At 40.2% G+C, this 12,728-nt stretch carries 13 protein-coding genes; 4 read left to right on the forward strand and 9 right to left on the reverse strand.

All coding sequences use genetic code 11. The features are described from left to right. The first annotated feature begins 135 nt into the window (after positions 1-135). Positions 136-2,649 carry a T9SS type A sorting domain-containing protein gene (locus tag CHU_RS11855; RefSeq protein ID WP_177254171.1) on the forward strand — a complete coding sequence of 838 codons (2,514 nt, stop codon included), beginning with the start codon at positions 136-138 and terminating at the stop codon, positions 2,647-2,649. A 163-nt stretch (positions 2,650-2,812) separates the two neighbouring features. Here the strand turns inward: CHU_RS11855 and CHU_RS11860 are convergent, their stop codons facing one another. The 9 genes from CHU_RS11860 to nusB form a co-directional block, all read right to left on the reverse strand. Beyond that, on the reverse strand, positions 2,813-4,027 hold the full coding sequence (locus CHU_RS11860; protein WP_041932365.1) for an alanine dehydrogenase: 1,215 nt from the start codon (positions 4,025-4,027) through the stop codon (positions 2,813-2,815). A gap of 33 nt (positions 4,028-4,060) precedes the next feature. Continuing rightward, positions 4,061-4,525: a bifunctional alanine racemase/tRNA (adenosine(37)-N6)-threonylcarbamoyltransferase complex ATPase subunit type 1 TsaE gene (locus tag CHU_RS11865; RefSeq protein ID WP_011585809.1), complete on the reverse strand. Its 465-nt coding sequence runs from the start codon at positions 4,523-4,525 to the stop codon at positions 4,061-4,063. Between the two features lie 40 nt (positions 4,526-4,565). After that, positions 4,566-5,162 (reverse strand): dephospho-CoA kinase, encoded by a 597-nt coding sequence (gene coaE, locus CHU_RS11870; protein WP_011585810.1) that lies wholly within the window; start codon positions 5,160-5,162, stop codon positions 4,566-4,568. Then, on the reverse strand, positions 5,162-5,857 hold the full coding sequence (locus CHU_RS11875) for a hypothetical protein (protein WP_011585811.1): 696 nt from the start codon (positions 5,855-5,857) through the stop codon (positions 5,162-5,164). Before CHU_RS11875 ends, coaE begins: the two co-directional genes overlap by 1 nt. Before the next feature lie 93 nt (positions 5,858-5,950). After that, entirely contained in the window at positions 5,951-6,256 is a 306-nt protein-coding gene (gene yajC / locus CHU_RS11880) for a preprotein translocase subunit YajC (RefSeq protein ID WP_011585812.1), read from the reverse strand. Positions 6,257-6,297: 41 nt separating this feature from the next. Continuing rightward, complete coding sequence (locus CHU_RS11885) at positions 6,298-6,783, reverse strand: DUF1573 domain-containing protein (RefSeq protein ID WP_011585813.1); 486 nt, start codon at positions 6,781-6,783, stop codon at positions 6,298-6,300. 68 nt (positions 6,784-6,851) lie between these two features. Beyond that, positions 6,852-7,712 (reverse strand): isocitrate/isopropylmalate family dehydrogenase, encoded by an 861-nt coding sequence (locus tag CHU_RS11890; protein WP_011585814.1) that lies wholly within the window; start codon positions 7,710-7,712, stop codon positions 6,852-6,854. Position 7,713: 1 nt separating this feature from the next. Beyond that, the gene (locus CHU_RS11895) at positions 7,714-8,004 is read right to left on the reverse strand and encodes a YtxH domain-containing protein (protein ID WP_011585815.1); all 291 of its coding nucleotides are present in this window, start codon (positions 8,002-8,004) and stop codon (positions 7,714-7,716) included. A 106-nt stretch (positions 8,005-8,110) separates the two neighbouring features. Further along, positions 8,111-9,280, reverse strand: coding sequence for a transcription antitermination factor NusB (gene nusB, locus CHU_RS11900; protein WP_011585816.1), 1,170 nt, complete (start codon positions 9,278-9,280; stop codon positions 8,111-8,113). A gap of 173 nt (positions 9,281-9,453) precedes the next feature. Here nusB and CHU_RS11905 point away from each other — a divergent pair, with 173 nt between their 5' ends. The 3 genes from CHU_RS11905 to CHU_RS11915 all read left to right on the forward strand — a co-directional run bounded on the left by CHU_RS11905 (position 9,454) and on the right by CHU_RS11915 (position 12,721). Continuing rightward, on the forward strand, positions 9,454-11,238 hold the full coding sequence (locus tag CHU_RS11905; protein ID WP_011585817.1) for an ABC transporter ATP-binding protein: 1,785 nt from the start codon (positions 9,454-9,456) through the stop codon (positions 11,236-11,238). Positions 11,239-11,367: 129 nt separating this feature from the next. After that, on the forward strand, positions 11,368-11,865 hold the full coding sequence (locus CHU_RS11910) for a hypothetical protein (protein WP_049755552.1): 498 nt from the start codon (positions 11,368-11,370) through the stop codon (positions 11,863-11,865). A 52-nt stretch (positions 11,866-11,917) separates the two neighbouring features. Next, positions 11,918-12,721 carry an alpha/beta hydrolase gene (locus CHU_RS11915; RefSeq protein WP_011585819.1) on the forward strand — a complete coding sequence of 268 codons (804 nt, stop codon included), beginning with the start codon at positions 11,918-11,920 and terminating at the stop codon, positions 12,719-12,721. Positions 12,722-12,728 lie beyond the last annotated feature (7 nt).

Raw genomic sequence — 12,728 nt, forward strand, 5'->3', positions numbered from 1 at the left:
ATTTGAATGTTAATTACTTAATTAATTTTACATAAAGAATTCTGATTTTTTTCTTAACTTTAGATAATATTGCCCGTTTAATTAGTTGAATATTTTTCTATTTATTCTATGAATAAGTCTATGAAAACAAAGAATATGATAAAAAATTTATTGTCGGTATTATTTTTTGGATGGTTTCTTACTTCATCGGTTAGTTTAGTAGCTCAAACGTGTGCTACTGATTTAAACCTTGGAGAGAATCTGGTTGTGAATGGAGATTTTAGCAATGGATATACAGGTTGGAGCTTTGATGCGGGTCCTGGTGGTTATAAAGTCCTAACCAGCGGGCAGTCGCTTCCTGGTGATATCTTAGTTGGTACAAATCCTCAGTTACAGTTTAACACGGGACCTGGTGGTTTCAATTCTTATGGAGATCATACTACAGGTTCAGGTAACTTTTTAATGGTAGATGGACAGTGTAGCGGTGGAGCAACAACTATTCGTGTTTGGTACCAGACAGTAAATGTTGTTGCCAATACAAATTATTATTTTTCTGTTTGGATCTCGTCTTTGAAAGATATGACTACAGATCCTGGTAATCTAAGGTTTAATATCGGAGGAAACTCGTTGGGCGCAAATATTCTTGCACCTGCAAAAGGTGGTGCCACTGCAAGTAACGGAACTCAGGCAGGCGGCGGCTGGATCCGCTATGAAATTGTATGGAACTCCGGATCAACAAGCGGCCCTGTACCTATCAGTATACAGAACAATAACTTGAATTTGTGTGGAAGCCAGGTAGATTTTGGTATTGATGATATTGCTTTTACACCTGGTTGCAGCTTTGGTGCACCCGGTCCGCAACCGAATCTTGGCCCCGATTTAACACTTTGCGGCAGAGGTGGCGCACCTATTACACTGGATGCAAATGTACCGCAAAAAACCACTACTAACGTTTATTGGAATGACGGCCTTTCAGGATCCGGACTTACTGCTCCATACACAAGAGTAATTTCAACTCCTGGTACCTATTCAGTTTGTGTAACAGATAATGGTTCATGTGTAAAATCCGATGTCATTGTTATCACCAATACAATAAGTGTAAATATTGGTGGACCCTACACGTTCTGTTCAAGCACTTCTCAAGTGTTAGATGCCGGTTATGCAGGAATCGGCGCCACATACAAGTGGTATAGGAACGGTGTTTTAGCACCTTTTCCGAATGATAATAAAACATATACGGCAACATCTGCCGGCACATACCGGGTTGACGTTTCTTCACCGGGCTGTGTTACAGCATCCAGTACAACAACCATTACATCAAGTTCTACAGTAACACCTATAGATGGTTATTACTGTGCAACAGCACCTAATCCTGCAACAAACGTTGTACTCGCAGCAACCAATGCAAACAGCTCTACATTAAAATGGTTTACGACTCCTACGGGGGGAACTGAAATTACATCAGGTGTAACAACGCCTAATGCAACTACGTCTCAATACACCATTCCATCAATACCTGCAGGCACAACAGCTACTCAGACATATTATGTGCAGGATGAAGTTGCAACAACTGGTACAGCTGCAGCCCAGACATATACCACCACTGGAATCAATTATGGCAATGGCTGGACTCAGTCTTTCAATATTGTAGGAGATGTAACTGTCAATTCACTTCAGATACCATTTATAACAAATTACCAGCCAGGAAGCGGATGGCCTGCTTTCACTGTGACATTGGAAGTAGTAAGTGCTTCTGGTGCTTCACTATCCCCTGCCAGAGTATTTACTTCACAACCATCCTTAGAAACAGTGCCGGCTGACAATGGCATCCACTTATACACGTTTCCGTTTACAGGGTTTACAATCTCATCTGCATGGGGTTCATCCTTACGTTTAAAAATAAACGGCAACACGCATGGTAATGGTCAGCCTCAGGTAAATACATCCGGATTTACTTACCCGATTGCTTCTAACCCTTCTTCCGCTATCACCATTACTGGCGCTAATACAAGTAATAATGCCAGTCCGACAACCGACCCGGATGGCTATGCATTCTTTTATAATTGGAAAATATCTGCCAAATACCCTTGCGCACGTGTTCCCGTTCGTGCAATCAGCAACTGCCCGCAGCCTGTAACCTGGACTACGTTCTACCTTACGCCATTAGACAATGCCTGTAAGTTAACGTGGGGAACAGCAGATGAAAAAGACAACAAATACTTTGCTGTAGAACGTTCTGCCGATGGTATTAATTTTGAAATCATTGGTAACGTTGAAGGTGGCGGAAACAGAGATATTGCTTCAAACTATTACTTCATAGACAATGCACCGTTAGCCGGTACTTCCTATTACCGCATTACACAGCATGACTTTGACGGTAAGTTCTCGTCTACTGCAATGAGAGCTTATTCAAGTGATGGATTGATGCAGGTAACGACCTATCCAAATCCGTTCCTGCAAAGTACCACTTTATTGGTAACAGGGGCAGGTGGTGATAATGCAGGCACGTACAGTTATTCAATCTACGCAGTGAATGGCCAGCTGATCGAATACGGAACAGGTTCATTTAATGAAAGAAAAACAATAGCTGAAGGCCTTTCAAAAGGTATGTATATGCTTACCGTATCCAGCAGCACAGATGTTATTACAACAAAAATTGTGAAACAGTAGTAAGCGGAACGCTAAACGCTAAACGCTAAACGAAAAAGGCTCAGTTGTATCTGATTACAACTGAGCCTTTTTCGTTTCAAATATATTATAAAGTAAACAGAAGCTTTTATCTTTTGCTCCGGAAAGCCTTTCGCCTTAGGCATTAAGCTTTTTTGCCTCTCTTCTAAAACATACTCGCCGTTAACAGCTTTATATCCTTATAAGATTCGTTGTATTTTTTAGCCATAATTGAATTCGTTAAATATCCTTTATAGCTGTAGATGCCGTTCATAAACCATTCTTTGTGGTGAATCATCTCTTCGACTCCGCCAGCTTCTGCAATCTGTAACAGGATCGGTGCAAAAATATTACTTAGTGAAATAGTAGCAGTACGCGCCACGCGCGACGGTATATTCGGCACACAATAATGGATCACATCATACTTTCTGTAAATAGGACTGATGTGATTCGTGATCTGAGACGTTTCAAAACATCCTCCCTGATCAATACTTACATCCACCACAATCGAGTTAGGTTTCATTTCTGTTACCATTTCATCTGTTACCAGACATGACGTACCTTCTTCGGCACGCAGCGAACCGATTACAACATCGGCCTCGCGTAATTCTTTCCGTAGATTTACCGTATCAATTACTGAGGTATACAATTGCATACCCAGGTTTAATTTTATGCGTCGTAAGCGATATAAATGACTGTCGAATACTTTTACCTCCGCACCCAATCCAATAGCCGTACGGGCAGCGTATTCGGCCACTGTTCCGGCACCTAAGATCAGTACTTTTGTTGAAGGCACACCGGTTACGCCACCTAATATTACCCCCATACCGTTTTTAGAGATCAGGTATTCGGCAGCAATCTGCATAACAGCGCTTCCGGCAATTTCACTCATGGATTTTACAACCGGCTTTCCCCCTGCCTTGTCTTCAATAAATTCATAGGCAAGGCCGGTGATACGTTTTTTATTAATCTCTGTAATATAACCCGGATCAAGCGTAGACATCTGAAGGGCTGAGATCAGGGTCTTGCCCGGTTTCATATAACCGATTTCTTCTGTTGTTGGCGGATCTACTTTCAACACAATTTCCGAATCAAAAACTTCTTTTTTCGAATACACAATTTTCGCACCGGCTTCACTGTATTCCCGGTCTGAAAATTTCGCGTTCAAACCTGCACCTGTTTCTACCTGAACAATATGCCCGTTGTTTACAATCAACGCTACCGCTTCAGGGGTTAAACATACTCTGTTTTCAATGCCTTCTAACTCTTTAGGTATGCCGATACACAGCTGTGGATGTTGCTTGCGCACTTTCATCAGCTGTTCTTTCGGATATAAAATCTGTTCTTTTACCAATACGCCTAATTCAGACTTTGTTTTCATGACGTGATATCTTCCGTTATAGTACTCGTTGATTTAGCTATGAGTGGTATTCACACGGGTAACTGTATATGCCCGGGCCTGTTCATTGAGTATATGAATTGTGATTTTTAAATAGGTATCAGGAAGCAGCGATGGTATACGAGACGACCATTCTATAAAACACATATTTCCTGAATAGAAATAATCTTCACAGCCGATTTCATATGCTTCACGCTCTGAATTGATTCTGTAAAAATCAAAATGATAATATATTTTTCCGCTGTTTGAACGGTATTCATTCACGATAGAAAAAGTAGGGCTTTGCACTGGTTCGATGAAACCGAAATATGCACCGCATTGACGTACAAAAGTTGTTTTACCGGCTCCCATCTCTCCTTCCAGCACCCATACTTCTTCACCCTGTGCAAAGTCAACCAGTGCACTTAACATGGAAAGTGATTCTTCAGGCGTATAGCATTCAAAGCGCATTTGATCGCTGCTAAGTTGAATTTGTGACATGCAGGGTTTTTCTTAGCTGAATCTACTAAGAAAAAATGGTCTATGAAAGTGCGTTGCGAATAAATTGTTCGTGCAGATGCAGAACCTGAGGAATGAGTAACTGTTGCTCATCATTTGATATGGTAAAATCTGCCCGGGCGATCTTCTCTTCATCAGACCACTGGCGGCTCATAATATCAGACACCTGAGCTTCTGTGCGCTGTGGATCGCGTGTCAGCACACGCCTCATGCGCAGTTCCACTGGTGCCGTTACAACAATCATTGCATCCAGTTCTTTATCGGTTCCCGCCTCATACAGCAAGGCAGCTTCTTTTAATACATAGGGCGCATGTGCTTGTGCCTGTACCCATTGTTTAAAATCTTCCCCTACTGGAGGGTGTGTGATGGAATTAAGCAAAGCAGTGGATGACGCATCTTTAAAAGCAACGGAAGCAAGGAATGCCCGGTTTAAAACACCTGTTGCAAAAACTTCTTCGCCAAAGGATTTTATTAAAGCGGCCCGTATTCCGGGATCATTTTCGGTAAGCCATTTAGCACGGGTATCCGCATCATATACAGGAATGCCTAACAACGAAAAAATACGGCACACAGTTGATTTACCGGTTCCGATACCGCCCGTGATTCCAACTTTATACATCAGTTTGAAAACGGTCTTTTATGCCTTGTAACATTAAACGATACCTGAACTTTTCGGGCATTATAACTTACCAGTTCATTGTTGGGTTCCGGTATACGGATCTCTTCTTTATACGCTTCAGAAATATCGGAATCAGAAAGACGGATCAATATTTTATGCTGCATGGTATCAAGGATAGACCCAGGGCCTGTAGCTAAAATATATTCCGGACTGATAACAACATTGCCATCAATCTTAAAATCTTCGGCTAAGGAAATATCTTCGCGGTCAAGATATACTTTCAGTTTAACTTTTTTTACTTTATCCAAACCTGTATACAAGGTATCAGAAATGAAATAACGGATTTCAAGCTGCGGCAAATGATCTTCCAGGTAAGGCTTCAATTCAGACGAAAGTACATACCTGTATTTTTTTCTTTTCTGAAGATTGATCTCAATGGGATCAACAAACCAATTCAATTTTAATTTTAACAACTCCCAGCCTTGCCCGTATGCGTGAAAGGCGATTTCAGCTTTGGTATCGGTGTTTGTCATTAACTGCTGATTGTCGTATTTAAAAATAACAGGATACGTAACATCTGCCAAGTGATCTCTACTCATGGAATTCAACAACCAAAACAACATTGTAGCGATCAGGCATACAAACATTACTTTCCAGTCGTATTTTCTCTTAAATAATCTCAATATAGCTTTCAATGTATTCGCTGTTTAGAAAAATCTGGTTAAAACTAAACCTCCAGCGATGTTGGAATAATCCTTTATCGTTGGAGGTTTATTTATACATGGGTGTTATTCAGCTTTTGTAGAAAGGCCCTGAACAGCACTTTTTTCAAATTTCATACGAATACGATCTACCAATAAAACAATCGTCCCATCACTTTCGATACTTGCAATTGTTCCGTGTAAACCTCCGATCGTTTGCACTTTATCGCCGGGTTTTAAGTTTGAGCGGAATGTCTCCTGTTCTTTCGCTTTCTTTTGCTGCGGACGGATCATAAAGAAATAGAATACCGCGATCATTACAGCAATAAAACCAAATTGTAAATAGTTATTGCTTCCTTGTGCTTGTAATAAGATTAATTGAACGTTTGACATTGTAATATATATTTGGTTTAAATTTTTAAGTATTCAGCAGATTAATTTGCATCCTTTAAGTAAGGGCCTGTGATTTCTTTTTGTTTTCCGATCACATGTCCTTTAATGGTAATGACTGTTGCTTCCGGATCTGTATTGGCTAACACGGTTACCGTTTTAGTAAAATCTCCCGGACGGCCTTCGCTGTTGAACTGAACAAGGATCTTACCTTCAGCCCCCGGAGCAATGGTATCTTTCGTCCATTCAGGAGTTGTACAGCCGCAGGATGCTTTCGCATCTCTTACATACAGCGGCTCACTGCCAGTATTCTGGAAAACAAATTCGTGTTTGGCCATTTCCCCTTCTTTCACATCACCGAAAGCATGTTCCGGTTCTTTAAATGTGATCGCGGTTGTTTTTAATTCCTGTACCAAAGCAGGGCTCTGCGTAACAGCTGCTTCTTCACTTTTTTTCTCTTCGTTGTTGCTACATGATACTACAGCGAATGCTGCAGACAATAAAAATGCATAGGTCACAATACGTTTCATAGTAGTAATCATTATTTATTTTTTAATACCTCTAAAATAGTTAAAACTTAGCTTAATTGGGCTGTTGATTACAAATTTATACATTCTACCATCATAGCCATATATTTTTCTGTATTAAGCACACCTCCCTGATCGGGTGTTGTTTGATCACGATTTTCATAAAACGCACTTTCAATTTGATTTTCAACCTGTTGAGCCAATTCTTCATAACCGGCAACAGTTAACAACCGGCAGAAGGCCATTAGTAATGCATATGGATTAGCAATGCCCATACCCACAATATCGGGTGCATGCCCGTGCATGGGCATGGTAATATAGCCATCTTCTACTTCAATCAGTGTATGCGCCCTGTTTAATGATTTATAAATCGAAGCGTATAAAGCCTTCAGTACGTTTGCTCCTTCCATAGAACTCACCACCTGGTTGGCTTTACTGTATTGGCTGTGCTTGATGAATGAAAGTACGTTTGCATCTTCAAACTTCCAGTCGTGATTGGAAAAGGCAAGCTTGGTCCACGCTTTCATAGCATCTTCCCAGATCTGCGGCTGTTCCTGGTATTGCTGCACCATCACAACTTTATGTGCCGGATCAAAACAGGCTGCAATAACCGACAAATCCTTTAATGCGCCTGTGGTTTGTTTTTGTGTTAACGGCAATGCGAGTATACTGGCATTCCCTTTCTTATCATGTGGTACAAGCGTATGCGCATAAAGCGGATGTAACGGATTCAATACATCTGTTTGCTCCTGTTCAGAGGCAAAAGGACCGCACAATACATAATACGGTTTATTCAAAGAAGACAGATCCTGAAAGGATGCTAAATAATGATATTCAAGTTTGTCGTTGAACAGACTAAAAAAAGCCCGAAGCGATTCAAACAGCTCCGGGCCTATGCCTTCTCCTGGGTATAGAAATATATGTGTTTTCATTTCAGGCTTTTCCTGATTGAATTTTCTGGATCAGTTCTTCTATTTCAGCAACCAATTTTTCTGCTGTTTCTTTGGACTCAGCAACGTCTTCTGAATTTTTGAACGCTTCTTTACCTGCTTCAAATTCTTCTATAAAAGATATAAGCTGTTCTTTGTACCGGCTCAGTTTAAATTTTAAACGGGCACGTGTATTTGAACCTTTATCCGGAGCAAATAATACACCTAATACTGCACCTGCTGCAAGGCCTATTAAAAGTGCGGGTATGATGTTGTTTGAGTTTTTGTTTTCCATGTTTCTATTAGTTCATTCCATGGTATGTAACACACAGAACATTTTTATGTATAGGAACGTAAATTTCGGTCTGTGTGCCACAGATCGAGGAACTGGCTATACGCGACTACTTATTATCCATCAAACCTCTGCCGCTCTTCTGAATAAGGCCGCTCTTCTGCAGGTCGATAGAAATAGTATCCAACAGACCATTTACAAATTGCTTACTCTTCGGTGTACTATATGATTTCGATAACTCAATATACTCATTAATGGTTACTTTTACTGGAATATTCGGGAATTTCACCATTTCTGTCAATGCCATTTTCAGTATAATGCGATCGGTAAAAGCAAGACGCTCAATGTCCCAGTTTTGTACCTTATCTGTTATTAATTTTTCAGCGGCATCATCAAACGCGGTAGACTCTTTGTATAATTCCAGCATAAATTCCTGATCATCTTCCCAGTTTGGCGACAATGACGGCAGTTCATACATTTCATCTGTTGTTTCAACAATGCCCTTAACTGCTTTTAGTGTAAGGCTTCTGATGGCTTCATCGTTTTCACTCCAGTTGTAATCCAGATCTTCCCAGTATGCATCCAGCTGTTCATTTTTAAACAAATATGTTTTAACTAAATGCTGAACGATTTCTTTATCTTTTTCAAACGTTGATTCGGGAAATTTCTGATACTCGATGTACAACGGATCCTGCTTGATCTTTTTCTTGTAAACCGTTTTTAACAAATCAACCGGCGGGTTCAGTTTATTTTTTTCTACGAACAGCCTCAGTGATTTATTTTTTTCGATGGCCAGTAAAACAGGATTGTTTTTCAGCTTATAAAAATATTCCGGCACTTCGCTTTTAACAACGGTATGTATCCCCTCTTTGGCATCTGCTTCAGCAATTGCCATAAGGCGTGTTGCACTGAACAAAACGAGTTTATACATCATTTCAACACGTGCTACATCTTCAAGCAGCATGTTCTTAAAATGATTAACATCTCTGGTATGCGCGTTGTGGTACTGATTGATTGCTTCTGTAACTGCTTTGCGAATGTCCGGTGCAGCTTCGGTATAGCCGGTATCATGCTTTTCAAAAAATGCTTCGTAGGAAGCATGGGCAGTTTTCTTTTTTAATTCTAATGCTGGAACATCCTGTACGTCAGGTGACATTAAATCAGGAGCAAATAACTCCGTAATTTCATCCATACCTAAATGGTAATTTGATACTTTCGTTTGGTATAATGCATATAACGACTGCATTACCTTGATACGGAGAATTCTTCGATTCAGCATACTATTTAAAAGAACATTTTTTGTTTTACAGAGTAATTTCTGTGAATTATTATAGAAGTAAATCTGTTTGTTGATTTAAAGAAACAGAAATTTCTTACTTTGTGTTGAAATACAAAGGTACTCTTTTTTAAAAAAGATTCCAACGGATAATTTTATTGAAACATACATAATTTGTGAAGAACTGGGCATTAAGTCATTTAAATAAATATCTTTTCCAATACAGATATTACCTGCTTGCAGGTATAGCATTCGTGTTTTTAAACAATTTTTTCGGAAGTTATCAGGGGCCGGTTATCCGCGAAACCATCGATTATCTGGAGCAATCCTTACCTGCCTTAAAACAGGCTGCAGGAACTGAAAAAGTTACTCTCCAGGCTGAATTCGGTTCAAAAGTAACGTTTCTGGTACTGCAGATCCTTGGTTTAACCATATTGAGCGGTATTTTCCTGTATCTGCAGCGCAAGATCATTATCGGCACCTCCCGCCGCATTGAATACGATGTAAAAAATGAAATCTACGATCATTACCAGCAGCTTCCGGTAAGCTTTTATAAGCGCAACAACACCGGCGATATCATGAACCGGATTTCAGAAGATGTGAACCAGGTGCGTAACTACCTGGGCCCTGCCCTGATGTATGGCATGAACCTGTTTGCCATATTCATTGTAACTGTTCCGATCATGCTTTCGGTGAGCACGGAATTAACGTTATATACACTCATTCCATTGCCGTTCCTGGTGATCAGTATTTACACCGTACAGAATGTTATTACCAGGCACTCTGAAGAAATACAGCGCAGCATGTCGCGTTTATCTTCGCTGGTGCAGGAAACATTTTCAGGTATCCGTGTGGTGAAATCGTTTGGCAGAGAAACTTCCATGACAACACAGTTTGATGCGCAAAGCAACGAGTATAAATCAAAATCCATTCACCTGACACAGATTAATGCCTTGTTTTTTCCGCTAATGGTCTTTTTGATCGGTGCTTCCATCATCTTTATTGTCTGGATCGGTGGTAAAAAAGTAATTGCCGGTGAAGGTGTAACGAATGGAAATATTGCAGAATTTATTTTCTACCTGAATAAACTGGCCTGGCCGGTTACTTCTCTGGGCTGGATCACTGTGATGATAAAGCGTGCCGAGGTATCGCAGGAACGTATCAATCAGTTTTTAAAACAGAAAAATACCCTTCTTAAAGGAAAAGAAATTACTACCCCTATTAAAGGCGCGATCGCATTTAAGGATGTTTCTTTTACCTATCCCGATACGGGCATTGAAGCCAGTAAGCACATCAGCTTTATGGTTGCACCGGGTCAGACACTTGCAATTATCGGCAATACCGGTTCAGGTAAATCAACCATCGCTTCATTGCTTTGCCGCTTGTACGATACAAGTTCCGGCGACATTGAAATTGATGGCATATCCATACGTGATTATAACCTGCAATTCCTGCGCAGCCAGATTGGTTTTGTACCACAGGATGTATTCCTGTTTTCCGATACCATCCGCAACAACATTGCCTTTGGTTTTGACAATGTAACGGAAGAACAGATCATTGAAGCAGCAAAATTTTCCGACCTGTACACCTCCATTCAGCATTTCCCGATGGGTCTGGATACCATTTTAGGTGAGCGCGGCATTACCTTATCGGGCGGTCAGAAACAACGCCTGTCGCTGGCACGTGCATTTATCAGAAATCCACGTTTATTTATCCTGGATGATTGTTTATCTGCTGTTGATACCAAGACAGAAGATACCATTCTGAATAATTTAAAAGTTGTCTTAGGAGACCGCAGTACAATTATTATCTCACATAGGGTCTCTTCGGTGAAACTTGCGGACAAAATTATCGTTTTAGAAGATGGACAGATTGCTCAAAGCGGCTCGCATGAAGAATTAATGGATAAAGAAGGTATTTACCGGAATATTTATCTGAAGCAATTACACGAAACGGTGTAAGCTTAATGCATAAGGCGGAAAGCTTAAGGCCGGGCGACCTTGGTCTGTATTACACAGTCCGCTTACAATAAAATTTGACCATTTTTGTACTTAGTACTATGTACTACGTACTCTATACTTATTAAAACTATGAAAAAATCAAAACTGCTTTTTGCGCTATTTTTAAGCGTTGTTTCTTTTGCATCGGTTGCTCAGAAACAACTGGAACTGACGAGTGCTAAAAACGGAAAAGTTAAAACTTTTGTGATCGGTAAAACAATCCGGTTTAAAGCGTTTGATGATACAGATTTTGAAAAAGGAAAAATTCAAAACATTACGGCCACTTCCATTACGTTTTATTTACCCAACGAAGATGAAGGAAGCACTATTAAAGAAATTCCATTGTCGGATCTGCATGCATTGCAAAAGTCTACCACCATACATAGCGTAACCAAAGCGGTGGGTGCATTTTTCATTTTGGGAGGCGCTTACACCATGGCAAGCTCCAGCGCATTAGCAGGCGAAGATGGTTCTACCGGCACTTACCTGGGATTAGGTGCAGGTATGGTTGCACTGGGTGTCGTGCCCTATTTATTTAAACCAAAAATCTACATCCTGGGTGTTACACATACTGCAGCAATCAAATAGCTGCTGCTGCATCCGTAGCGAAACGGTACCGGTTCACTAACTTCTATTCTGAATGAAAATAATTCTTATCAGTACCTTAAAAGTACTTGCAGGCATTTATGTGTTTGTATGCGGACTTTTATATTTTTTTCAGGAAAAATTAATTTTCTTTCCTCAAAAATTAGATGCCGGCTTTAGATTTGACTTTGATCAGCCATTTGAAGAAAAAAATATTGAAATGGCTGATGGAAAAAAATTAAATGGCTTACTGTTTAAAGCGGAGCATTCAAAAGGTTTAATTTTTTATCTCCATGGAAATGCCGGTTCACTGGCTTCATGGGGCTATGTTGCCAGCGTTTATACCGATTCCAACTACGATGTATTTATACTGGATTACCGCGGTTACGGAAAAAGTGAAGGCACTATAAACGGACAGGTACAATTATTCGAAGATATACAGATCGTTTACGATGAATTAAAAAAGAACTATGCAGAAAATAAAATCATTGTATTAGGTTATTCTATCGGCAGCGGGTTGGCTTCAAAAACAGCTTCGGCAAATAACCCTAAACTGCTGATTTTACAGGCGCCTTATTATAGCCTCGTAGATATTGTGCAGCAACGGTTCCCGATTATTCCAACGTTTATTTTAAAATACAAATTTGAAACAAATCATTATCTCAAGAGCTGTAAGATGCCGGTTGTCCTCTTTCATGGCGATCAGGACCAGGTTATTTATTATGAATCGTCGCTGAAACTGCAACAAGAGTTCAAGAGTGGAGATACCCTGATCACGATAAACGGACTTGGTCATAACGGAATGACGGATCATCCGGATTACAGAGCGGGAATAAAAAGGATATTGGACAATAATTAGTCGAAAA

The organism is Cytophaga hutchinsonii ATCC 33406 (genome assembly GCF_000014145.1).
In the GTDB taxonomy this organism is placed as follows: Bacteria; Bacteroidota; Bacteroidia; order Cytophagales; family Cytophagaceae; genus Cytophaga; species Cytophaga hutchinsonii.